The following is a 24,448-nucleotide window of genomic DNA, read 5'->3' on the forward strand; positions in this document are numbered from 1 at the left end:
ATCGAAGACATGGTCGTCATTTCAATATTCCAATCTATATTCAAACAAACATGAAAATCGATTTCTCAGCAGAGAGGAAGAATACAACGTTCATGAACTACAAAAAACAGCAGATTATCGGCTTCAGTTTTCTTTTACTTCTTTCTATTGCGTTACTGGTGATTGAAGGGCTGATTTTTCAATATACTTCGATATCGGGTATATGGGGAGTCACCGGAATTCTGATGCTGCTGTTGATCGCCAGCGGAATTTTCATTGCGGTCTGGACGATTCGGCGGACAACACGCCGTTTACAATTGGCAACAGATGTAATCAACAAGACGGATTTTAATCAGGCAGAACATTTGCCGCGCTTGGAAGTAGACGGCGGCGATGAGATTTCTAATATTGCTGAAGCTTACAATCGGATGTCGCTCTCTTTGGAGCTTCATAATCGTAAGGTACGCGAGGCTTCCGAACGGCTGGAAGATAGCAATTGGGTGCAAACGCAGTTTGCTTTGACTGGCAATATCTATCAGGGCATCAATACCAAATCAGAGCTTGCCGAGAAGATGATGACACGATTGGTGCCATTGCTACAAGCGGCATATGGATTATTGTATTACAAAGAAGAGAACGAGCAGGGCAAGTATTTCAAGTTGGAATGCGCGTATTCGGCATATACCGACCTACCGGATGCGATTGCTTCATTTGCTCCCGGTGAAGGTGTGATCGGACGTGTTGCCAGTACGCAACAAATGGTTGTGTTACATGATACTGACGAACATCCGATTCGTATTCAAACTGGACAGGCGTCACTCGCGTTAGGTCAAATTGTAGTCCTGCCTATCGTATTCGAGGGCCATATCGTTGCAGTGCTAGAACTTGGTTCGCTTACAGCATTTACGCCTCGTCAATTGCAATTGATGGAATTGGTCTCTGTTAATTTTGGCGTGGTCATTGATAATATTGAGAACCGGATGCAAGTGAATCAGCTGCTAGAGACTTCACAACAACTGAATATGGAGTTACAAGCGCAACAAGAAGAATTGCAGGTTCAGCAAGAAGAGCTGCAAGTTCAACAGGAAGAACTCCATGCGACCAATGAGCAATTGCGCGAGCGTACTCAATTTGCCGAATCCAAAACACATGAATTGGAAGTTACGCAGCAGGAATTACAAGAATACGCTACACGCTTGGAACAGAGTTCAGGGTACAAAAGTCAATTTCTTGCTAATATGTCGCATGAATTGCGTACGCCAATCAATAGCATCTTAATTCTGGCACAGCTGATTGCAGAGCATGAGCCTGTGGACGAGGAAGATGAGATTCCGAAATACGGCAGTATCATTCATCGTTCCGGTGAAGATTTGCTGGCATTGGTCGATGATATTTTGGATTTATCCAAAGTGGAAGCCGGTATGGTGGAAGTTCATCATGAACTGGTATCCGTCCACGAAATTCCGGAGTTACTGAATTACAGTTTCGGTAAGCTGGCAGAACAGCGGGGCATTCAGTTTAATTATATGGTTAATCCTGACGTGCCGCATACGATCTACACCGATGGTAAGCGAGTACAGCAGATTTTGAAAAACCTGCTATCCAATGCCTTCAAGTTCACACCAAGCGGCTCGATTACGTTACGAGTTGAGCCTGCCTCTAACGTCATTCCGGCACATGGATATAGCATACCGGATCAGATTGAGGAGATGATTGCCATATCGGTGATCGATACTGGCGTGGGAATCGCCCGAGATCGGCAACAACCGATTTTTGAGGCATTTCAACAGGAACGAGGATCGACTACTGAACGTGATTATGGAGGAACCGGCTTAGGATTATCAATTTGCCGAGAATTTTCGCGCTTATTAGGCGGATTCGTAACCGTTGAGAGTGAACAGGGTAAAGGAAGTACATTCACGTTGTATTTACCAGCAGGTCAAGGCGAAGAAGAAACGGCACCAGTGAGTCACTATGATTCCGGTCCGGTTGATATTACGCCAGATATGCAAATTTTACAGGGCAGAAAAGTATTGCTTGTAGATGATGATCTACGCAATATCGCCGCATTGGAAAGCGCGCTGAAGGTGAAAGGCTTGCAGGTGTTCAGCGCTCCAGATGGCAATCGTGCGCTGCATATGATGGAGCAGGTTCAACCAGATCTGATACTGATGGATATGATGATGCCTATTATGGATGGTTATGAAACATTACGACATATCCGCCTGAATCCACAATGGCAGCAGCTCCCGATTATTGCCTTAACTGCTAAGGCAATGAAGGATGATCGCGAACGCTGTCTGCAAGCGGGCGCTTCCGACTATTTAAGCAAGCCGATCAATATGACACAATTGCTATCGGCGATGCAAGTATGGTTAATCCGTGTACAGGAAGACCATAACGCTTCTGTCTGGGAAGAAGAGGAATGATCAGATCGATCACGATACTATCGTCAACACCCGAACGATCATAACTATCAAAAAGAACATCAAACAGCCTGATTGGTTGCGCTCTATACGTATTCGTATGAACGCTACCATCAGGCTGTTTTGATATACCTATATTTATTGGCATCATTGCCAATTACAATTTGTAAAATCGACGTGCGTTGTTATACAGCAACTCCGCCGCATCGCCAACATCCAATCCTTGAATGTCCGCCCATGCGCGGCACACATCCACTACCATGCTCGGAACTGTCGGTTGACCGGCAAACCGATGTTCGAACGGCCATGGGCCATCCGTTTCCGTCATCACCAATTCGCGTGGATAGATTGCCGCCAGCTCGCGAATTTCCGATTCATAGAGTATATCCGGTGTAAACGAAATAGAATACCCACGTTCCGCCATTCGCTGAATACTCTGCGATGAACCTTTGAACCAGTGAAAATGTGCGCGCTCGATCCCATGCGCTTGCAGCAGGTCGCAGACGGTATCGGCATCTTCGTATACGGCATGCAGGATGACCGGCTTGTCATGCAGCCGCCCAAGTTGCAAATACTGATCCAGCAAATCAATATAACCTTGCTCATCTAGTGCTGAACCCGTGGCAGCCATTTCCTGACGTCGGTAATACGGTAGCCCGATCTCACCAATCGCTATCGTCTCGTCGATCCGCGCCTCCATCCATTCCAGCAATAACTTGGTCTGATACTGCTGAGGTAGCGGCTGTTCTGGATGATAACCATAAGCTGGTTTGACAATACCGGGATACTGCCGTGCCAGCTTTTCAGTGCGCAGACAGGATTCTCGGTTCATGGACACAGCGATCAATTGCTCTACCCCAGCAAGCGGCAGCTGCCGAATGATCGTGCGAATATGTGTATCGCTATATTGATCTAGATGAATATGCGTATCGATCAACTTCATATCGTACTCACCTCCGCGCGCAGCAGATTGGTCAACCTGCGTCGCAATGCCACAAACTCCGGTGTGTCCACCAGTTCTTCACGCCGCGGACGGGCAAACGGAATACTGATCTTTTCCAATACATGCGCCGGGCGCGCAGACAGCACGTAGATCGTATCAGATAGCAGTAATGCCTCTTCAATATGATGCGTAATGAATACGACCGACCGCCGCGTCTCTTCCCAGATGCTGAGCAGCCAAGACTGCATTTCGCTACGTGTGAAGGCATCCAGCGCGCTGAATGGCTCATCGAGACAGAGTAGCGACTGCGGACCAAGCAGAGCACGGACAAAGGCAGCACGCTGCTGCATACCGCCAGACAGCGTATGCGGATAGGCAGTACAGAACTCACCTAATCCAGCGCGCTCTAGCCAGCGACGTGCCTGCTCCAGCGATTCACGGCGCGGCATCCCGGCAATCTCGCGTGCCATCATGACGTTGTCCTCGATATTCCGCCATGGCAGCAAGGCAGGTTGCTGTGGCATATAGCCTGCCTTGCCACGCTGTCCAGTGATGGATTGCCCATCCAACACAATGTCGCCGCTGTCCGGTAGCATCACACCGCCGATCATTTGCAGCAAGGTACTTTTGCCAGAACCGGACGGACCGATAATGGAAACAAATTCGCCTTGCTGTACGGATATGGAGATATTATCCAGTACATGCAAGCGACTTGCACCTTTGCCGAACGACTTGCTAATCCATTGAAGCTCCAGAAAAGCAGGATTGGCTGTAGATTGACCGTTCATCTGGACTCCGAATGAGTCCGCATCCGTTGTTGTAGTGAGTCCGCCTATACCTGCTAATTCATTGTCAGCATTCAGACCGGTAACATGGAGTTTGCCATTATGGTGTGTATTGTCACGATTCAAGCTTTGTCCCTCCCTTGTTGCTGTGATGATTGCCAGCGAATGCACCATCTCTCCAGCCATACAATGATGGAGAACATGAGCAGACTGAGCAGCACCACAATCATGATCGCCACAAACATCCGATCCGTACGGAAGGCGGACTTTTGCAGCAGCATATAATAGCCCAGCCCTTGATCACTGCTAATCCATTCCGCGATAATAGCACCCATAATGCTATACGTCGCGGCGATGCGCAATCCAGAAAAGACGGCAGGCAAACTGTACGGCAATTCCAGCTTCCAGAAGATCTGACTGCGAGAAGCACCGATCATTTGCATATAGTTTAGCATGGTGCGATCTGTACCGGCTAATCCACCGAGTGCGGCAACCGTAATCGGGAAAAAGCAGACTAGCACGATGACGATCAGCTTGGATAATATGCCAAAGCCAAACCAGATAATGAGTAGCGGCCCGAGCGCAATAATCGGAATATTTTGACTAAGAATGAGCAGCGGATATAGGGCACGCCGGAGAAAGGGAACATAATGCAGCACACCTGCCACGATCAGCCCGGTTGCCGTACCGATCGCAAAGCCGGACAGTGTCAGCTTGAGCGTCGCCCACGTATGCCCAAGCAGCCGTTCATAGCTGCTGGACGCTTCATGCGCAATTTGCAGCGGAGCGGGTAGAATCCAATCCTCAATTCCGAACAGCGACGTCGCCGCCTGCCAGAGCAACAGTAACAAAACGACCGCCCCTGAGGGCGGCCATATGCCTTTCCACCATTCACGTACCGTCATGCTCGGTATTTCTCCGTTAGACCGTTCATGCTGATGCCGGTGGGATTATGGGCGATTTTGATCTGGGAAATGATGCTGGGACTTCCTTTGGCGACCAGTGCTTCATGCATACGGCGCACGATATCCAGCAGCTCCTCCAATTCGCCTTCCATCGTCGTTTCCAGCGGATGTACTTCGTAGGGAACGCCAGAGGACTGAATGACTTCAATCGCGGCATCGACGTAATCGTAAGAATCCTCGCCGGGCTGTGTTTTGGGAATGACCTGAATGCTGAGTAGTGTCTTGGACATGGAATCTGCCTCCTTGAATACAAAGATGAGAGATGATGAAACCTGTTATACGACGATATGGTATGGCAAACTTGCAATACCTGTATATGCAAATGATGCTTGTATACGGAAATGACTATTTATTTTGCTGTAGTATCTGTTGTGGTCGTAGTGTCTTGGGTCGTTGCCGAAGCGGACGGCAAGAAGTCATTAGTAAACGCCTTGCTTGCATCTAGCGGCTGCTCCAATAGCTTCTGTTTGTACATCCAGTCGGCGTAACCTGCCCAGACGGATTCTTTTTGCAGACCCCACTGAGCAGCGTCATCCTGATAGCGCGGCGATAACCACTTCTGGCTTGCTTTGACCAGTTCGGGATCGAGATCGGGAACGGCTTTGATTAGAATATCAGCAGCTTTGTCGGGATTGGCGATGGCATATGCATAGCCTTTGGCTGTGGCAGACATGAATGCCTTCACCAGTTTGGGATCGTTTTTGATCTCATTCTCGTTCGTTACGATAACCGGTGTGTAATAGTCGAGATTTGGTGAGTAGTCTTTGACGTACAGCATATCGAGCGGTTCGCCGCGCAGCTCGGCTTCGATTCCCGTCCAGCCGTAGAAGATCCACGCGAAATCAATGCCTTTTTTGACAGCTGTAAAATAGTCTGCATCGCCGATATTCACACTCTTCACCTTGCTAACATCACCGCCGTCTGTGTCCATGATCGACTTCATGACGGCTTCTTCGACCGGTGAACCCCATGCGCCGTATGACTTGCCTTCCATATCCTTCGGCGACTTGATGCCGCGATCTACCGGAGCGGCAAAGCCGGACGTATTATGCTGAATGACTGCTGCCAGTGAGACGAGCGGCACATCCTGTACACGCGCCTGCGTCACGCTCTCCTGATAGCTAATGCCAAACGGCACCTGACCGGAAGCGACCATCGTATCTGCGCCGCCTTGACCGGGCTGAATGATCTTCACATTCAGACCAGCTTCCTTGTAATATCCCATCTCTTGAGCTACATACAGACCGGTATGATTCGTATTCGGCGTCCAATCCAGCACGACCTGCACATCTTGTAATGCAGTTCCGTTGTCAGTGCTGCCAGTGCTGTTCTGACTATCACTACTGCGTTGTCCGCAGGCAGTTATCAGTAGCACCAGAGACAGCAGAATCAGCACACCTGTTTTGTTGCGTAATGTATTCATGTTTCGGTAAGACTCCCCTCTGAATATCGTGCTTGTTATATAAAAAAAGCGCCCCGGACAGGGACGACATAGGTGCATATATGAGTAGACATACATGGCATGCTTCACTTCCTACGCTGGCATTATCCAGATCAGGTATAAGGGTCAGTATTGTTGGAATACACTCTCAGCCGGCTTCCCAGCTCCCCTAGACAGATATGCGCTTTTTCTAGCTGTAATTATAGACGAGCAGGGCATAACTGTCCAGCAGGTCAGCCGCGAGCGTATCGTCGAAACATACAGCTGAACCGCGGGCTGAACCGTTGGAATGAGAAAGCGGATGTTCATAGTAAACGGATGCTAATACAACAGCAAGCAGGCGATACATTCGCACCGAACCGTCCCAAAACAAGCTGTAACAGGTTCACTGCCAGCCGCATCGGGTATGTATGCAATGAAGTATTTTTTATACCATTAACGGATCATACGTATGTATATCCGTTGTCATAGGACGAATACAACTGAGTGATCAGGATACATGTCCATGATAGAAGCAGAATCTGGAACAACCAATACCTTATCTTCCCACTTGCGAAAGGAGCTTGATCATGAGTACATCCATCGAAGAACAAGCAATCATCAAAGCCCTGTCTGACAATCCATTTTGTGCATTTGGTACAGTAGAGAATAACAAGCCGAAAGTTCGTTATATGGCGCTCTACAATGAAGGATTGAACATCCATCTGGCAACGGATCGCAAAACGCATAAAGTTGAAGAATTGGAACAAAACCCGAACTGCTATCTGCTGCTAGGTTACGAAAAAGGCGGCAATAACGAAGTGGTTGAAGTACAGGCAACGGCAACGGTGTCTGATGATGCCGAGCTGAAGCAGCGCGTCTGGAAAGACGATTTCAAGCAATGGTTCTCTGGACCGGATGATCCCGATTATGTCGTACTGGATATCAAACCACAAACAATCGAATATACCGATCAGGACGGCAATAAGCAAACCTGGCAGGGCTAATCCTGCCGGTTGCGGTTACACCTAAGAGATACGATCAGCCTTGCTGTCGTATTTTGTTACACAGGTAAATCCTTGTCATAGTAGGCATTCGTAAAATCCGGTGACGAATTTTGTAAATTTCTATCCCGAAATACAAAATTCCAAACCGGATTTTTTGTCATTTTTTGTTTCCAAAATAAGGATAAAATAGGTACTGTAGGAACTTGAAACGTCACATGAAAGTAAGGTATAACCAATATAATACCAACAATTTAATGTAAACAACTAAGACATATAGATGAAGCAGCATTCTTTCGCAGATCAAACCATACAATCGCGGGATATGGTGATGGAAAATATGCCCGTAATCAGACAGAGCATGCACGTTGGAAGGGGTATTTTACGGGAGGTGTTTTCCTTGGACCTGGAAAAGATTGAACAGCAAATCGAGCAGGAGCGCCGCATTCTGAACCAGATGGCAGCCGAACATGGCATTCGGGATCACCGGGTGATTGATCAGTCAGAACAGCTGGATCGTATTCTGGATTCGTATTTGCAGTACAAGCATCGCAAACGCCGGGAGCCAGCTCATAAATTAAATGAAAATTGCTGATCTTGTTATCGGGATTCCCGGTAGTAGGACAGTGTGACAAAACGCCGATTGGTAGGTGATCCTGCCGATGCGGCGTTTTTTGTATGACATGCAGCAAGTTGCTCAAAGGCTTACAACGAATAGGATTGTAGACGACGCGACAGTCCGCGATAGGACATTCGGTTTATGAACGAAAACAAGTTTATTGCCGGATGGCAGAGACAGCACCATACTTTGGAATACATAACGGCATCGCCAAGTCTGTAAGCAGATGCAGAAACAGCGATCTGTCGCACTGAAACAATCAGGCTAGTGCAATGTAGCCATTTACAAGCTAGTCCCAGTCACCAGAAGCTACTATATACTATACGTTGCGAAAGGATGATCTTTACTATGACAAAGTGGAGCACTATTGCGAGTTCCTTATCGCCGGACAAGATGTTTTTGATGAAGCAAGCGATGGAACAGCTGGATACACGATACGACGAGCAGGAGAGCATGATATGGGATGAAGAGGGGCAGCACGATACACGGGAAAGCGCTCATTATGCGCTTGGACTGCTGCTGCGCGGTAGTCTGAAAGATGTACAGATGGCGAGCGGCATCATTGATCGTGTGCTGGAGATGCAGCTGACGCAGCAAGGCGAGATCTATGAAGGGACATTCCGTGCATCGCCAGAGCAGCAAGCTCCACCATCCGGGCATACAGCTTGGGGAACCTTTTCGCCGGGATATGGATATGCGCAGCAGGACGCGCTGGCAGAAGTGTATCGTCGGTTTGCGCAGTATGCACAGCTGGAGGAGCAGACACAGTATAAGGAGCAATTTTGGCGAGCGGCGGATGAAGTATTTCCGCGGGTATGGGAGAGCTTTGATCCAAATTGGCGCGAGTTTATTGCCTGTACGTTTGCGGTGATTTTGGAGCATTTTGAAGATCGGTTGTCGATCGAACAGGTGGCACGGATGGATGAGGCGATGCAGCGTGCGGTATCCACATCGCTGAAGCGGTATGTATCGCAATCCATTCCGACGAATACGAATATTGAATTGATGCATCTGTTTATCGCGCATTATTATGGGCATCGGTATGAACAGAGAGACTGGATTCAGCATGCAGAGCGTGGAGCAATGGCGCTGCTGGACGATTATAGGGAGCTGCATTCCTTTGCCGAATTCAATTCCAGTACGTATTATGGGGTCGATCTGACGGTGCTAGGCATGTGGCGAGTGTATGGACGTTCGGTATCGTTTCGCAATATTGGGTTACAGCTGGAACACGGATTGTGGGAAGATATCTCTGCATTTTACAGCCCTGCTATGGAAAATATATGCGGACCGTTTGCACGTAGCTACGAGAATGAGATCACTAGTCACAGTTCCATTGGTGTGCTGCTCTATCTGGCGCTGGGCGAATCAAAGCGTCATCTCACAAGCATAAACTGCGAAACAAGCCATGATCTGCTTATTGCGCTAGTTGGTGTAGATGTACCAGAAGCAGCGTTACAGCAGCTGAGAGAGCAGCAAGGCGAGCGGTTTGTGGTTCGTCAGTTCAAGGAGTTGTGCGAACGTGATCTGCCAGGGCATAATCGGCATGTGTGTACCGCTACGGCCTGGCTATCACCGCAGCTGATGATCGGCGGTCTAACAGGGAGTCATAATACAAACGGGCAGATGCATCATGCTACCGCTCACTGGCTGGATGAGCAGGGACGGCGATATTCTATGCGTATGGTACGGCGGGAGGTCGGACAGAGCTGGAATACCCATCTGCGTGGCATGACATTTAACGTAGAGACGGAGGTAAGCCGTCTGGATATTACTGCTCATTTGGAGGCTGCTGTACCGATTGAGCTGGTCTTCGAGCTAGAAGGGGCTGCTCTGCATGAGATTCAGATTACCGCTGATCGCTGGCAGTTGCCGGGGTTGACTGTTCAGGTGGACGCGCAGGCTCCACAGCCGCAGGTCATACAGCAAGGTAGTCGGGCAGAGATCGTATATGCAGTGGAGCATAGTGACAGAATCTGGAATCAGATGCATTTTCGCTTGTATTTTCTGTAAAATAAAACGTCTCCTTTCACTGATCAGTTGATCATAGGAAAGGAGACGCATATAAGGCAGGAATATTCTGTCATCGCAGGGGATTTATACTGAACATCGCAATCATGGAGCAGGGCATACAAGCATCTTTCACTGAATGATTTGGATAAAAAACAAAGTTATATAGCAGGTTTTATAACAAAGAATGATACATTAACAACGTTTCAAAGTTATTTTTCACAAAAACATTAAAAAAACCTTAAATTATACTTCAAATATATCAGCCAATAGTATACAATTCTATCATGTAACAGGGTATACGGTCTTGCGTCGACTTTCATTTTACCATCGGTCAATACTTAACGGGAAGAGACTTCCTATCTATTCTGGTTCATACATAACTCGGCTCCGGCTGAACCGCGCGTTACCGACCGTTATGGAAAGCGATACATCAAGCTGATACCCGTGCTCAATTTATGTGGGAGGGGTTTTGTATTTTGAAACTGGGGAAAAAGACGATTCGCAATGCGGTTAGCGCATTTGTAGCACTACAGCTGTTTGCTGTTACGGCAATTCCGGTATTCGCAGCGGACGCAACAGGCAGCGCAGTTGTGAAGATTCGACTGATGGAAACGACGGACATTCACACGAACGTGGTCAACTATGACTATTATTCCGATAAACCGACGGATGAGTACGGTTATGCGAAGACAGCAACGCTGATCAAAGCTGCGCGTAATGAAGCGAAGAACAGCGTTCTGATCGACAACGGTGATCTGCTGCAAGGCACACCGCTGGGTGATTATATGGCGAAGATCAACCCGCTCAAAGACGGTGAAGTGCATCCAGTTTACAAAGCGATGAACCAGTTCGGCTATGATGCCGGTAACTACGGTAACCATGAGTTCAACTACGGTCTCGATTTCCTGGCAAAAGCGGTTAAGGGCGCTAACTTCCCTTACGTGAACGCCAACATCTACGTTGATGACGGCACAGGCAAAGGCGAGAAAAACTACTTTACCCCATACCTGATTCTCGACAAAAAAGTAACCGACGAGAGCGGTACTACCCATGATCTGAAGGTGGGCGTGATCGGCTTCGTGCCACCGCAAATCATGCAGTGGGATAGTGCGAACCTGAACGGCAAAGTAGTCGTGAAGGATATCGTAGAAACCGCCAACAAATTTATCCCGCAAATGAAAGCAGAAGGCGCGGACATCATTATCGCTGTCCCTCACTCCGGCTTTGAAGATATTCCACAAACCGAGCTGATGGAGAACTCGGTATTGTACCTGAGCAAAGTACCTGACATCGACGCGATCATGTTTGGTCATGCACACAAAGTATTCCCAAGCAGCGACTTCGCTGGTAAAACAGGCGTCGATCTCGAAAAAGGCACGATCAACGGTGTTCCATCCGTCGAGCCGGGCTTCTGGGGTGACCATCTCGGTATCATCGATCTGGAACTGACACAAAACGGCGACGATTGGGATGTAACTAGCTCCAAAGTAGAAGCACGCCCAATCTACGACAAAGCGACCAAAACAGCGCTTGTACAAGCAGACCAAAGTGTAGTCGATGCTGTGTACACTGAGCATGAAGAAACACTGGATTATATCCGTGGTCCGGTTGGAACGACAACGTCCCGTATTACCAGCTATTTTGCACTGGTGAAGGACGATCCGTCGATCCAGATCGTAACAAATGCACAGAAATGGTACCTGGAGCAGAAGTTACAGGGAACTGATTATGAAGGTCTGCCAATCCTGTCCGCAGGTGCACCATTCAAAGCAGGCGGACGTTCTGGTGCAGCTTACTATACCGATATTCCTGCTGGTACGATTGCAATCAAAAACGTATCTGACCTGTATGTGTATCCAAACACGGTCTATGCGGTAAAAGTGAACGGGGAAGAAGTGAAAAACTGGCTGGAATGGTCCGCAGGACAGTTCAACCAGATCGATCCATCCAAATCCGGCGAGCAAGCACTGATCAATATGGATTTCCCAACGTACAACTTTGATGTAATCGACGGTGTAACGTATCAGATCGACGTAACCCAGCCTGCCAAGTATGACGGCAAAGGCACAGTTGTGAATGAATCCGCTAACCGGATCGTCAATCTGCAATACAACGGCAAGCCGATCGATCCAAAACAAGAATTCATCGTAGCAACCAACAACTATCGTGCATCCTCGTCCAAGCTGGCGAATCCGGATGGCAAACGTATTGTTCTGGCTGCTCCGGATGAGAACCGTCAAGTGATCATCGACTATATCCGTGAAAATAAAACAATCAATCCGACCGCCGACAACAACTGGTCGTTTGCACCAATCAAAGGCAATGCAGATGTAACGTTCAATACATCTCCGAACGCGCAAAGCGCGCTGACGTCTACCAAATCGGTAGTAGCCGGTGCGGGTGAAGCCATCACGTACGAAGGTGATGCAGCAGACGGATTTGCCAAATACAAAATTGATCTGTCGAGTGCAGCAGCAACGCCGACAACAGGTGGTACAGGTACCAAACCAACAACATCTGCCAAACCGTCCACGCCTGCGACACCGGCGAAGCCATCGACTCCGGCAACAACACCGGCGAAACCGGCTACACCAGTAGCTCCTGCAAAAGGTAAACAATCGTATACGATCAAACGCGGTGATAACCTGTACCGTATCGGTTTGAAATACGGTGTAACATGGCAGGAACTTGCCAAATACAACAAAATTACAGACCCAACTGCACTGCAAGTTGGCGATGTGATCCAGATTCCGGCAGACTGAGTGTTTCCACAATAACGTCTTCCATGAACATCAGAGCTGTGGTGTATACTATGCACCACAGCTTTTTATAACGATTGAATGAATATTTATACAGCAGGATGATTTATTATTAAAAAAGAAAAATTTGAAAAAAGATGTTTGAATCAACGGCAATTCGGGTAAATACAATTATTTATAGGTCTAAATGATCATCATAAAGGACTAAATAACTAATTTAACGAATGAAATAAATAGAAAGATCATGTTTCTATCTGTATCGTCGATATGTGTCGATATATATGATAAGAGAGCTATGGAGTGGTATGCTCATTTATCTGTTTGCATAGCGAGATAGTCTAATACCTTTGTCTGTCTGTTATTTGCTTGCTATCTAGCTGTGCTTTATCTAAGACCATGATACGGATCGATATTGTATCCTTTACTATATTTCTACCCGGGGGGATCACCATGAATTGTAGCGGATGCAGCTATATTCAACCAATTGAAGACCAGGGAGTGATTTCTCTGCGACCGCTGACTCAGGAACTGGAGCAGTCGGTTCAGCAACAGTCTTTTGAATGTCGTTCCATCGTGCATAACGCTTGTTCGATTGAGTACGATTCAAGAGAGCAGATGCTGGACATTTTGCAGTGGATTTTTCATCTTCCCAATGTGGAAGGGAGCGAATTGCAGGTGGGTATTGGGGGAAAGAACAGGAATCAAGGGGAGCCAGACTGGCTTCCAGTAGCGGTGATGATTTCCCGCCTGCAAAATTACGATATTGTCGATATTATCCGCCAGCGTAAATTTACTAGTCATATGCAGCCTATTGTTGATCGTAATGAACAGATTATTGCCTACGAATTTCTATTGCGTCCAACACCGAATGGACCGTCATTTCAGCCATATCGCTTGTTTGAAGTTGCGCATCGGACAGGGCTACATTCCTTTTTGGATCGTGCTGCGCGTATCTCGGCGATTGAGACTAGCGCGCTTCATTTGCCCAAAGGAATCAAGCGGTTTATTAACTTCCTGCCGTCTTCGATCTACAATCCGCAATATTGCTTGAGTCATACATTTGCAGCGATTGAACGATTAAGTCTGGACCCGAAAGATTTTGTATTTGAAGTAGTGGAAACGGAAAATATTTTGCATATGCCTAAGCTTCAGGAGATTTTTGAAGTGTATCGTAGTAACGGTATTTTTGTGGCATTGGATGATGTAGGTTCGGGGTATGCTCGTCCAGAACTGATCAACCGACTCAAACCAGATTTCGTCAAAATTGATCGTGGATTGATCGATGGCTGTGATCAAAGTACAGAGAAGCAGCAAGCGATTTTGCAGATTATGGAGCGCTCGCGTGAGGCAGGCAGTCAGGTACTGGCTGAAGGCATTGAGCGCCGCGAGGAGTTCGATTTTTGCAGCAGCATCGGTATCGATCTGGCGCAGGGGTACCTGTTTGGTAAACCAGCGGAGCAGCCGGGCTTGCAGCTGTAATTAAAAAGAATAGCTATTATCTATCGTAAAGGTTAATTTGAACTATCAGATCTGTTATTCATAAAGTATGTAATCATATATAGAAAAGTTGATATAGTGTTATAAATGTAATCGCCCTTTCTTATATTAAGAAAGGGCTTTTTTTTGAAATTCAATTTACTGGAATTAGTTCCATTTGTGTAGAGTATGAGGTGTGATAGTTAGCATAATCCGTAATAACAACTTTGATACGCTTATTATTTTTTGCAGCATCAATAAATTCCTGTCGTGCGCTTGCTTTAGCTGAAAGACCAGATGCAATGATTGCTACTTTGGCATAAGGGATTTTAGTCAGTTTAGCAAGAGTTCGAGAAGCATCGCTATAATTACGTAATGCTTCTGCATTGGCAGCCATATCTTTTACAACTTGTTTATCTAAGTAATAAGTTGCTACAACAATACGTTTTTCTTGATCGGCAGCAGCGGAAGCGCTATGTCCTAATGGAACTACCGCAGTTACTCCTAAAGCTAGGGCTGTAGCTAGAATTAATTTCTTAGATGTTTGTCTCATGTTTACAACTCCCTTGATTGTTATAGTATCTTAGCTAAGACACTGACTAGTATAAAAGGGATAAAATAACATGTCAAAAAAGGTGAGGTATGCTAATAATTGCATAACTCACCTTTTGATATCAAAATATATTCAAAATTAATTCATTTTTAATTTTTCATAGGCAGTGATAACTTTGTTGTAATCGTCGCTGTCTTTGGCAAAGCCAGCTACATCGCTAACGACCGGACCAAGTCCTTCGGCTTGAATGCGTCCTTGCAGTTCAGCGGATTGTGGATCATTGGCATTGTCATAGTGGAAAGCGGCAGCTGCACCTTGCAGCAGATGGTCGTGTGGCAACCCCAGCTCGGCAGCCATATTCGCTGGTCCGATCAGACGGTCAGCAGGACCGAGTTTGCGTAACGGTTCGCGTCCGACACGGATGACTTCGTCGCGAATATACGGATTTTTGAAACGGGTTTCGATTTTGTCGATGTATTTGGCGTGCTCGGCAGCGTCAAATCCGTGCTTTTTCACCAGTGCTGCGCCGCTTTCTTCCATTGCTGGACGTACGATGGCACGTACCGATTCATCCTGAATGCTCTGGTCGATCGTCTCGATCCCTTTCAGGAAGCCGAGGTAAGCAGTGATCGCGTGACCGGTATTCAGCGTGAACAGCTTGCGCTGTACGTAGGCGACCAGATTGTCGGTCAGTTTCATGCCGTCGATTTGTGGTGTCCCGCCTTTGAGCTTCGGTTCTTCGACGATCCATTCGTGGAACGCTTCTACACCTACATCCAACAGATTGTCACCTTGGAAGGGCGGGACGATGCGGTCAACGGAACAGTTGGCAAAGCCAACATGCTCGCGAGCGTATGCTTTACCTTCTTCGGACAGATGGCTTTCTACCTGCTCTTGTAGATGGCTGGTCGCACCGACCATATTCTCACAGGCGATAACGTTCAGTGGACCTGCACCAGCTTCACGGCGGGCTTCGATCCCTTGAGCGATTGTCGGAGCGATAAACTTCAGTACGTTGGGACCAACAGCGGTTGTTACGATTTCAGCAGAAGCGATCTCGTTTACGATATCTGGACCGTTGGACAGACAACCGGACACGTTGGTAATCGTTTCAACGCTTTTTTCCAGATCGAGGATATGAATCTGGTAGCTCTTCTGCTCATTCAAGGCGTCGATCATCTTCTCGTTCACATCAGCAAATACGACATGATAACCGGCATTGGAGAGCAATGCCCCGATAAATCCGCGTCCAATATTACCTGCACCAAACTGAATAGCTTTTTTCATCACTTGCACCTCCGATAAGTATAGAGCAATTGCCGTTTGCAGTAATATTCAGATAACGATAATCTCGTTTTCATAAATGAACCGCAAAAAACGGCAAGTGCCGTTCATATGCGTCTGTGTTCAGACCAAGTATGGATAAACAGGTTCAATCAGCAGGCGAATGCGCTGCTGATTGAACCGTGAAAGCTTGTTTAAGATAGAATCCTTGTCATGGATCGATTGTTGCGATATTACAGATTAGATCGAGAATGTGCGATAAATCTCATCCGCATCCGTTACTTTTGCCAGATGGTGGACAACCGATTCGTCTTCGATCGTTTCAGCGATTTTGGTCAGGATTTGCAGATGTTCTCCGCCAGCGCCAGCGATACCGATTACGAGATACGCTTTGCCACCTTCAAAATCAACACCATTTGGATATTGCAGAACGACGATACCAGATGTTTGGATTTGTTTTTTCGCTTCTCCGACACCGTGTGGAATTGCTACGCCATTACCGATGTAAGTAGTGGCTACTTTCTCGCGTTCTTGCATAGCAGCTACATAATCCGGTTTGACATAACCAGCACCTGCCAGCAACTCACCTGCTCTGCGGATTGCGTCTTCTTTTGGCTCGCTGGACAGACCGAGTACGATGTTTTCTTTGCGAAGTACACCGGAACCGCCAACAGGAGCAGGGACGCCTTCCTTCGTATCTTCTACCACATGCGGTGCATTGTGACTCAGAACTTCGCTAACTTCTTCGCGTACACCGGCAGCTTCTTTCGGAATCGAGGAGGATGCATTGCCGGAAGTGGCGTCTTTTAATTTGACGATCATATCATCATAGATCGGGTTATTGATAAAGTTGTCGATCGATACGTGCTGTGCATTTGGCGCTTTGCCGCGTGCACGGCTAGTCAGGTTTTGCTGTGTAACGACGATGTCAGCATCGCCTGGGATTGCATCGACCGCCGAGTTGGTTACTTGAATCGGCAGACCGGCTTGCTGTACTTTTTTACGGAACGATGATGCGCCCATTGCGCTGGAACCCATACCTGCATCACAAGCAAATACGATTTTGCGAACGTTGCCGGATTGCAGATCTGCTGCTGTAGTCAGTGCTGGAGCTGCTGCACCACCACTGGACTTCATGCTTTTCGAAGCGGCTTGTGCTTTTTCCAGATCGCCTTCGCCAGCTGGAGATCTACGCAGGAAAACAGCAGACAGCAGGAAAGATACAATCGTTGCGGCAGCGATACCAGCTAGGATATGCAAATGCTCGCCTTTTGGAGCCAAGCCCATAATAGCAATGATACTACCAGGAGAAGCAGCACTTTTTAGACCGGAACCAAGCAGTACGTTTGTAAATACACCAGCCATACCACCGGCAATAACAGAAACAAACAGTAGTGGTCTCATCAATACATATGGGAAGTAAATCTCATGAATACCACCGAAAAATTGAATAATAATTGCACCTGGTGCAGATGCTTTAACATTTCCTTTACCAAACAACCAATAAGCGAGCAATACGCCTAGACCTGGTCCAGGATTAGCTTCCAGCAAGAAGAAAATGGATTTACCATTTTGTAGTGCTTGTTCAGTACCGAGTGGTGTAAAGATACCATGGTTAATTGCATTGTTCAGGAACAAAATTTTACCTGGCTCAACGAATAGTGATACCAGAGGAAGCAGACCGTGACTGACCAAGAAGTTTACTCCTATAGTCAAAATACTTGTTAGGAGTACAACAAATGGTCCTACGCCTATATAACCCAATAGTGCAAGCAGCATTCCCAGAATACCAGCAGAGAAGTTGTTTACCAACATTTCAAAACCAGCTTTGATTTTACCTTCTACCAGTCTATCAAATTGCTTGATGACCCAACCGCCGAGTGGACCCATAATCATAGCACCAATCAGCATAGTAACTTCGGAACCTGCAATAGCTCCCATAGTTGCAATGGCACCAATAACGCCGCCGCGATGGTCTGCTACCAACTTACCACCACTATATGCAATCAAAATTGGCAGCAAATACTGAATAGTAGGACCGACAATTTTATTGAAATCTGCATTTGGCAAGTAGCCGTCTGGAATAAACAGGGCAGTTAACAAACCCCATGCAATAAATGCGCCGATATTCGGCATAATCATAGCGCTCAGAAAACGACCAAATGACTGAACGCGATCGCGTGCGCTTTTCTTTTCGGAAGCAGCGGAATTCACTGTGCTCATATTTGTTCAACCTCCATCATATATTGTTCAATTTTGCGGGTATATAAATCGCGCATCATGCCGGATATTTCCGACTTCAAACCGGAGGACCGGTCGGAGACGAGCCTTGTGACAAAGCCGGGGCGGTCGATCAGCGATTTGCTGACTTCGTTGACCGCTTCCAGATACGACTTGCTGCTGTCCTTCGGAGCGAGTAGTACAATGGAAGCGTATAGGTCAACATCTTGGGTCGCCGCCTGAATCGGTTCGGAGAACCGGATAATGCCGAGAAATAACTTGTTCACGACGCTGGAACGACAGTGTAGCAGGATCAATCCGTCTTGCGACAGAACGGTCTCGCCCATGCGTTCTCGTTCATGCAGTTCTTGCTCCAGCGTATTGGCACGTTCCGCCGAAGCGGTGAACATGCCAGCGATCTGGTGAATCAGATCGGGTACCGATCCAGCGTGAAACTGGTCACGGATGACAAGCCCGGCGGTGAGATCGAGAATGCCGGTTAGCGTTTCCTTATGAATGCTCAGCGTATCGGTTAATCGCTCTGCCGGATCGGTCGGTCTTACCATTTCGTTGTGCCGCGGTTCTGCTGTGATCTCTAAGCGGGATAGCAATTTACGAATGTCATTGATATCTTCTGGCGAAAGTAGCGGCGATACCCGAATCGTCGGGATGCTGCTGTCCACTTCGACAGTAGAGATAATCACATCCGCACGCGTTTCCATACTCGCTGCTTCCGAAGAGGAAACGACATCGATAATTTGCAGCGATGGAAATTCACGCTTCACCCGAATGGAGAGCAGGCTAGATGTGCCCATCCCGCTTGCACAGGCGATAATCGCTTTGAGCGGTTTGCGCTGGGCTGCGGCGTATTCGGACATAGCGCCAATATGCATCGCCAGATATCCAATCTCCGCTTCTGGCACGTCGCGCTGTGTGAACTCCGCCAGTAACCGAGAGCATTTACGAGCGATCTCAAAGGTAGGTCCATATTGCTCTTTGATCTGCGCTAGCAGCGGGTTGCGGATATCCAGTCCCATCCGCAGCCGCTCAATCGCCGGACCGAGATGGTTGATGAATCCCGCGAACAAGCGGCTGTTGCCTTTCAGCTCGAATCCGGTTTCCATTTCCGCCATCTTGAGGATATCGCGTGCCAGCTTGACCAGTTCAAAGCTGACATGCTCGTAATATGGATCGGATTCGACGCTGAGTCGGGTTTCGGCACCTTTGAGATGCATGGTGATATATCCCATTTCATCCTCAGGCACGATAATGTCGAAGGACTGCTCCAACCGTTCTGCCAGCGTGCGAGCGATGCGGAATTCGCGCAATTGCTTCAGCTCATCCAGAATGTGGGACGCAATCGTAATGCGTTGTCCGCGCCGAATGCGCTCAATCGCGAGTGCCAGATGCACCGTCAGCCCGATATAGGCGCTATCGGTTAATTTCATATGCATCTCGCGTTCCAGATCGCTCAAGTACGTTTGCAGCTGATCCATCATGCCGTCGTCGACTAGATTGAGCAGTCGATTGCGAATGTGGAATTGCACGCGACCTGTTTCCTCATCGGGCGAGAGCTGATCCCGCACCAGATGAGTCAACTGGTATTCGTCCACACTTTCGTAGAGCAGATGAACGAGCGCGGAGCGGATGCTGCTCTCTATGCCTTCTACATATACGCCTAGCCCGGGCTTTCGGACAAGCGCAATATCGAAGGAGGAGAGCCATTGGGCGATCCGATCCAGGTCGTTGCTGAGTGTGCCTTCTGTAACTTTGAATTGAGAGGCAAATGCGTAAAGTTTAATCGGTTCCTTGGAGAGAAGAAGTTCGCTAATAATGAAGTAATGCCGTTCCTCACGCGTGTAATCTTTGCGAAGGTTCTGTTCGTCGAGTTCTTGACGAGCGGCATCCAGAGCAGATGCACTGCCTTCCAGAGCCAGACCGGTTCCGGGCTTGCGAATGAGCTTCAGGTGATGCTGGCGCAGCCATTCTTCGGCGGCAGGCAGCTCACGTTTGACCGTTTTCTCACTGACGTCCAGATGATCCGACAGATCGCGAATCGTAATATAGTCGCCATGTGCCCCGGTCAGAAACTGAAGCATCATCGTCAGCCTGGCGGTCAGCTTCTCCAAAATGACAAACCTCCTCTCCCCAAAATCCGATTGTAAACGATATCATGAAAATAGTGCTGAGAAATTAGAACTAGTTCCGGTACTTCAAATTTTAAGCCTTATGTAAGCTGACATCAATTGAAAGATGCCTTGATTTGACCTCTGTGCATAAGGGACAAAGGCAGATAAATCCTTGCTAGTAAAGGGAAGTGAGTTGGTTTTGGAAGGGATATCATGTAGCAGACAGCATCTATAAATAGAACTCTATCCATATCGCAGTACAGAAAGTGTTAGATCCATTGCGACAAATAACGACAAGAGGGAGTTAGTGTATGATTACAAATGGAGAAATCAACAAAAGTATATTTTATAATGAGTTAGTTTGTAAATATATACGAAATAATGAACAAAATACCAAGATGTATACGAGATATTAAACTTGAGGGAATCTTGTTTAAACATGATTTCTTTATAATAATGAAGAAATCATGTTAACCGTTCGATTCACAACCATAACAGCCCTCTGATCTGCACACATCCTCGAAAACGGGATGCTGCGGAATCAAAGGGCTGTATCTGTTGATTAACGTTCTCTCGCATCAGATGAGATGACCATCGCTGCTTCTTGCTGTTCATCCGCATACCACGGATTCAAATGCACCAGCACTTCCGTCACCTGCGCGTCCGAGTGCATAATATTCTTTTTCATCAATCGTGAAATGTCGTGTCCCTGCTGAATCGTTAGCGAAGCATCCACGCCGATGCGCACATCGACTACAATATAATGCCCATGCTCACGCGCGCGAATCCGGTCAATTCGTTTGACGTCTGGCATTGCCGTCAAGACAGCAGTGTATGCTTCAATCTTCTCAGGATGTACTGCTTTTTCCATTAAAATATCGATCGATTCACGACCGGTAGAATAGGCGAGCTTGAGAATGAGCAAAGCAACGACAATTCCTGCCAGCGGATCACCATAGGCAAGCAGCCCATAGCCGTAATATTCACCGATCAAGCCTAGCCCAATCCCCAGAAAAGCCGCACCAGAGGCGTATACATCTGCCAAATGATCCTGCGCAGTAGCGATCAAGCCCTTACTGTTGGCTTCGCGTCCGATCCGCATCGTATAGATGTACAGCAACAGTTTCCAGACTAACGAAACGGCGGCTGCCAGCAGGGCAATCACATGCGGCTGCGATGGCGCTTCAAACAGCAACATGACCGAGTGATATCCGATATACAGCGCCGCCAGCAGCAGAATTACCGCGACCATACTGGCACCAAGTACCTCGGCTTTGCCATGCCCATATGGGTGATCTTCATCTGGCGGGATTGCTGAGATGCGCATCGAACCAAGCGCTGTCGCAGACGCGATCACGTCACCGGCATTATGAATACCGTCGGCGATGAGTACTTGACTGTTGAACAGCACACCGACAATGAGCTTGAGCAGGGTCAGTGCCACATTGCTGATCAGGCTGAGCCAGGCGGCGAGCATGGACTGATTCACGGAAGAATTGGACATGATAGGAGAACCTCCTGCAAGATGGAATACTATATATAGACAACAAAATAGCCTCAACGTCTGCGACTGCCCAACGCGAGAATATAGTAAGAAATAAGGATGACACTGACACAATGATTGACCATATACGCCCAATATACATGTAATACACGTTCATAAAACAAAGTCTCACTATATCACATTTACCCGCAACCACCAATACGTTAAGCGTAAAAGCATACCTATTATATACATATGATTATATGCACCTGAATGTTATGTACATCTATGCCCTACATGCACTAGATAGGAAGTAATAATACAGAAATCATCCCAATTCATATAAAAGCAGGATTCCCAAGTATGAAGGAATCCTGCTATCTTTGTTCGTCTATCGTCTATCGTCTATCGTCTGCCTATGCAGATTTACTCGTCACCGTGTGGATGCTTGTCTTTTTCCAGACAGCGCAGTACTTTATAGCCGTAAGCTGGCAATTTGCATTGCAGTTTGCCACCGTCTAACTGCACTTCCTGTCCTTCCAGCATATCTTCCCAATGATCGGCATCAATATCGATATCGATCTCAATCGGTTCACTAGAACTGTTCATGGCGATGACAAAGGTATCGTGCTCATCCGTGCGCTCATATACCAGCTCATTACTACCTTTACGTGAATGCAAGAAGCGGAAATGTCCCTGACGCAGCGCTGTATATTGCTTGCGCAGCCCGATGATGCGCTGGTAGTAGGCAAACAGCTCAAGATCCTGTTCTTCCTTGTCCCATACCATACAGCGGCGGCAATCTGGATCGCCATCGCCTTCCATCCCGATCTCGTCGCCATAATAAATGCACGGCGTACCGGTAAAGGTCATCTGGAACAGCGAAGCTAGCTTGAGTCGGTCTTTGTTGCCTTCTGCCAGTGTCAGTGCACGCGGCGTATCGTGGCTATCCAGCAAGTTAAAGGCAACTTCGGTCACCTGACGCTGGTAACGCGCCATCTGCATCCCGATTGCATGTGAGAACGTGAGCGCATCTGTTGTGTCTTTAATGAAGAAATCGGTCACGGCATTTTTAAATGGATAGTTCATGACGGAATCAAACTGGTCGCCTTGCAGCCAAGGACTGGACTCATGCCAGATTTCGCCGAGAATGTAAATGTCCGGGTTGATCGCCTTCACCGTTTGCCGGAATTCGCGCCAGAACTGGTGATCTACCTCGTCCGCTACATCTAGGCGCCAGCCGTCGATACCATATTCCTCTGCCCAGTAACGCGCTACGCCAAGCAGATATTCTTTTACTTCCGGGTTCTCTGTATTCAGCTTCGGCATAAGCGGCTCAAAGTCGAATGTATCGTAGGTCGGAATGCCATCCTCGACTGTTAGTGGGAATTTGCGCACATGGAACCAATCTTTGTACTTGGAATGCTCGCCTTTTTCTTGTACATCGACAAAGGGAGCGAACGTTTTGCCGGAATGGTTGAATACCGCATCAAACATGACACGAATGCCTTTGCTGTGGCAGGTATGAATTAACTTTTTCAGCGTTTCTTCATCGCCAAAGCTTGGATCAATCTGCATATAATCTTCTGTATCGTATTTATGATTCGTCGTCGCTTTAAAAATCGGACACAGGTAAATCGCGTTAATCCCCAGCTCAGTCAGATGATCCAGGTGGTCGATAATGCCTTGCAGATCGCCGCCAAAGAAATTGTACCACTCCGGCTTGCCGCCCCATGGCAACGTACCTTCCGGGTCATTAGACGGATCGCCATTCGCAAATCGCTCCGGGAAAATCTGATAAAAGACCGCATCCTTTACCCAATCTGGCGTTGTGAATACATCGACCGGGTTGATAAATGGAATATCGAATAACCGATCCATCTCTGGCTCGTCGCTACCGAATTTATCCTCATCCATCCAGATCGTTTCCTCATCATTGGACAGCTTAAACCCATATTTCAACCGTCGAAACGGAGGCTTCACTTCACATTCCCAATAATCGAACAGCGTATCCGTGGCGAGAAATGTCATCGGCACCAGCTCTTTGGACTTCTCCCACATATACTTGTCACCCGCAAGCGCCCATGCCTGCTTCACATCCTGCTTTTTCGTCCGCAGACGCAAATGAATCGTCTCCCCATCATATGGATAACCCCAGTTCATTTTCGGACGATGATAAATGGCTTCAATCAGCATGTAAGTTCCTCCTGTAACAATATGTAGATGCTAACGCTTTTTACCCTTAAAGGGTATAGTGGAACCAGTTCGATTCCAAATAAAAAGGCACAGCCAGCAATCCCTGCCAGACGTACCTTGGATCCGTTATATTACAATCTTCAAGCAAATAAAAAAGGCTTCGTAATGTAGATTAACGATATAGATTGTAACAA

The 24,448-nt window shown here is 47.5% G+C and carries 17 protein-coding genes and 1 riboswitch; of the genes, 6 read left to right on the plus strand and 11 right to left on the minus strand.

Going from position 1 to position 24,448, the window contains the following annotated elements; translation table 11 throughout:
* The first annotated feature begins 92 nt into the window (after positions 1 to 92).
* Positions 93 to 2,408 carry a response regulator gene (locus ACDE64_RS01745; RefSeq protein WP_411348801.1) on the plus strand — a complete coding sequence of 772 codons (2,316 nt, stop codon included), beginning with the start codon at positions 93 to 95 and terminating at the stop codon, positions 2,406 to 2,408.
* Positions 2,409 to 2,562: 154 nt separating this feature from the next.
* Here ACDE64_RS01745 and ACDE64_RS01750 read toward each other — a convergent pair whose 3' ends face one another.
* The 5 genes from ACDE64_RS01750 to ACDE64_RS01770 form a co-directional block, all read right to left on the minus strand.
* Positions 2,563 to 3,348: a TatD family hydrolase gene (locus ACDE64_RS01750; protein WP_411348802.1), complete on the minus strand. Its 786-nt coding sequence runs from the start codon at positions 3,346 to 3,348 to the stop codon at positions 2,563 to 2,565.
* Positions 3,345 to 4,136: an ABC transporter ATP-binding protein gene (locus ACDE64_RS01755; RefSeq protein WP_411350208.1), complete on the minus strand. Its 792-nt coding sequence runs from the start codon at positions 4,134 to 4,136 to the stop codon at positions 3,345 to 3,347. The genes ACDE64_RS01750 and ACDE64_RS01755 overlap by 4 nt, the downstream gene beginning before the upstream one ends.
* Before the next feature lie 119 nt (positions 4,137 to 4,255).
* Entirely contained in the window at positions 4,256 to 5,038 is a 783-nt protein-coding gene (locus ACDE64_RS01760; protein ID WP_411348803.1) for an ABC transporter permease, read from the minus strand.
* Complete coding sequence (locus ACDE64_RS01765) at positions 5,035 to 5,328, minus strand: MTH1187 family thiamine-binding protein (protein WP_411348804.1); 294 nt, start codon at positions 5,326 to 5,328, stop codon at positions 5,035 to 5,037. Before ACDE64_RS01765 ends, ACDE64_RS01760 begins: the two co-directional genes overlap by 4 nt.
* 119 nt (positions 5,329 to 5,447) lie before the next feature.
* Positions 5,448 to 6,521 (minus strand): ABC transporter substrate-binding protein, encoded by a 1,074-nt coding sequence (locus ACDE64_RS01770; RefSeq protein WP_411348805.1) that lies wholly within the window; start codon positions 6,519 to 6,521, stop codon positions 5,448 to 5,450.
* Between the two features lie 90 nt (positions 6,522 to 6,611).
* Positions 6,612 to 6,720: riboswitch (TPP riboswitch) on the minus strand.
* A gap of 388 nt (positions 6,721 to 7,108) precedes the next feature.
* Between ACDE64_RS01770 and ACDE64_RS01775 the strand changes: the two genes are divergently transcribed.
* From ACDE64_RS01775 to ACDE64_RS01795, 5 genes are all read left to right on the plus strand, one after another.
* On the plus strand, positions 7,109 to 7,525 hold the full coding sequence (locus ACDE64_RS01775; RefSeq protein ID WP_411348806.1) for a pyridoxamine 5'-phosphate oxidase family protein: 417 nt from the start codon (positions 7,109 to 7,111) through the stop codon (positions 7,523 to 7,525).
* Positions 7,526 to 7,922: 397 nt separating this feature from the next.
* Complete coding sequence (locus ACDE64_RS01780) at positions 7,923 to 8,117, plus strand: Spo0E family sporulation regulatory protein-aspartic acid phosphatase (RefSeq protein WP_411348807.1); 195 nt, start codon at positions 7,923 to 7,925, stop codon at positions 8,115 to 8,117.
* Positions 8,118 to 8,489: 372 nt separating this feature from the next.
* On the plus strand, positions 8,490 to 10,154 hold the full coding sequence (locus tag ACDE64_RS01785; protein WP_411348808.1) for a hypothetical protein: 1,665 nt from the start codon (positions 8,490 to 8,492) through the stop codon (positions 10,152 to 10,154).
* Positions 10,155 to 10,630: 476 nt separating this feature from the next.
* Positions 10,631 to 12,916: a bifunctional 2',3'-cyclic-nucleotide 2'-phosphodiesterase/3'-nucleotidase gene (locus tag ACDE64_RS01790; protein WP_411348809.1), complete on the plus strand. Its 2,286-nt coding sequence runs from the start codon at positions 10,631 to 10,633 to the stop codon at positions 12,914 to 12,916.
* Between the two features lie 447 nt (positions 12,917 to 13,363).
* Positions 13,364 to 14,392 (plus strand): EAL domain-containing protein, encoded by a 1,029-nt coding sequence (locus tag ACDE64_RS01795; RefSeq protein WP_411348810.1) that lies wholly within the window; start codon positions 13,364 to 13,366, stop codon positions 14,390 to 14,392.
* Between the two features lie 151 nt (positions 14,393 to 14,543).
* Here the strand turns inward: ACDE64_RS01795 and ACDE64_RS01800 are convergent, their stop codons facing one another.
* From ACDE64_RS01800 to ACDE64_RS01825, 6 genes are all read right to left on the minus strand, one after another.
* Positions 14,544 to 14,942 (minus strand): hypothetical protein, encoded by a 399-nt coding sequence (locus tag ACDE64_RS01800; protein ID WP_411348811.1) that lies wholly within the window; start codon positions 14,940 to 14,942, stop codon positions 14,544 to 14,546.
* Between the two features lie 138 nt (positions 14,943 to 15,080).
* Positions 15,081 to 16,229 (minus strand): mannitol-1-phosphate 5-dehydrogenase, encoded by a 1,149-nt coding sequence (locus ACDE64_RS01805; RefSeq protein WP_411348813.1) that lies wholly within the window; start codon positions 16,227 to 16,229, stop codon positions 15,081 to 15,083.
* A gap of 237 nt (positions 16,230 to 16,466) precedes the next feature.
* Positions 16,467 to 18,449 (minus strand): PTS mannitol transporter subunit IICBA, encoded by a 1,983-nt coding sequence (locus ACDE64_RS01810; protein ID WP_411348814.1) that lies wholly within the window; start codon positions 18,447 to 18,449, stop codon positions 16,467 to 16,469.
* The gene (locus tag ACDE64_RS01815; protein ID WP_411348815.1) at positions 18,446 to 20,575 is read right to left on the minus strand and encodes a PRD domain-containing protein; all 2,130 of its coding nucleotides are present in this window, start codon (positions 20,573 to 20,575) and stop codon (positions 18,446 to 18,448) included. The genes ACDE64_RS01810 and ACDE64_RS01815 overlap by 4 nt, the downstream gene beginning before the upstream one ends.
* A gap of 562 nt (positions 20,576 to 21,137) precedes the next feature.
* Entirely contained in the window at positions 21,138 to 22,079 is a 942-nt protein-coding gene (locus tag ACDE64_RS01820; protein WP_411348816.1) for a cation diffusion facilitator family transporter, read from the minus strand.
* Between the two features lie 405 nt (positions 22,080 to 22,484).
* Positions 22,485 to 24,254 carry an alpha-glycosidase gene (locus ACDE64_RS01825; RefSeq protein ID WP_411348817.1) on the minus strand — a complete coding sequence of 590 codons (1,770 nt, stop codon included), beginning with the start codon at positions 24,252 to 24,254 and terminating at the stop codon, positions 22,485 to 22,487.
* Between the last annotated feature and the right edge of the window lie 194 nt (positions 24,255 to 24,448).

Origin of the sequence: Paenibacillus sp. WLX2291, from assembly GCF_046603665.1 — a bacterium.
In the GTDB taxonomy this organism is placed as follows: Bacteria; Bacillota; Bacilli; order Paenibacillales; family Paenibacillaceae; genus Saccharibacillus.

What these genes read in the sequence shown, in the direction of transcription:
- ACDE64_RS01745 (WP_411348801.1), top strand. Translation starts at nt 93, where the DNA reads ATGAACTACAAAAAACAGCAGATTATCGGCTTCAGTTTTCTTTTACTT.
- ACDE64_RS01750 (WP_411348802.1), bottom strand. Translation starts at nt 3,348, where the DNA reads ATGAAGTTGATCGATACGCATATTCATCTAGATCAATATAGCGATACA.
- ACDE64_RS01755 (WP_411350208.1), bottom strand. Translation starts at nt 4,136, where the DNA reads ATGAACGGTCAATCTACAGCCAATCCTGCTTTTCTGGAGCTTCAATGG.
- ACDE64_RS01760 (WP_411348803.1), bottom strand. Translation starts at nt 5,038, where the DNA reads ATGACGGTACGTGAATGGTGGAAAGGCATATGGCCGCCCTCAGGGGCG.
- ACDE64_RS01765 (WP_411348804.1), bottom strand. Translation starts at nt 5,328, where the DNA reads ATGTCCAAGACACTACTCAGCATTCAGGTCATTCCCAAAACACAGCCC.
- ACDE64_RS01770 (WP_411348805.1), bottom strand. Translation starts at nt 6,521, where the DNA reads ATGAATACATTACGCAACAAAACAGGTGTGCTGATTCTGCTGTCTCTG.
- ACDE64_RS01775 (WP_411348806.1), top strand. Translation starts at nt 7,109, where the DNA reads ATGAGTACATCCATCGAAGAACAAGCAATCATCAAAGCCCTGTCTGAC.
- ACDE64_RS01785 (WP_411348808.1), top strand. Translation starts at nt 8,490, where the DNA reads ATGACAAAGTGGAGCACTATTGCGAGTTCCTTATCGCCGGACAAGATG.
- ACDE64_RS01795 (WP_411348810.1), top strand. Translation starts at nt 13,364, where the DNA reads ATGAATTGTAGCGGATGCAGCTATATTCAACCAATTGAAGACCAGGGA.
- ACDE64_RS01800 (WP_411348811.1), bottom strand. Translation starts at nt 14,942, where the DNA reads ATGAGACAAACATCTAAGAAATTAATTCTAGCTACAGCCCTAGCTTTA.
- ACDE64_RS01805 (WP_411348813.1), bottom strand. Translation starts at nt 16,229, where the DNA reads ATGAAAAAAGCTATTCAGTTTGGTGCAGGTAATATTGGACGCGGATTT.
- ACDE64_RS01810 (WP_411348814.1), bottom strand. Translation starts at nt 18,449, where the DNA reads ATGAGCACAGTGAATTCCGCTGCTTCCGAAAAGAAAAGCGCACGCGAT.
- ACDE64_RS01820 (WP_411348816.1), bottom strand. Translation starts at nt 22,079, where the DNA reads ATGTCCAATTCTTCCGTGAATCAGTCCATGCTCGCCGCCTGGCTCAGC.
- ACDE64_RS01825 (WP_411348817.1), bottom strand. Translation starts at nt 24,254, where the DNA reads ATGCTGATTGAAGCCATTTATCATCGTCCGAAAATGAACTGGGGTTAT.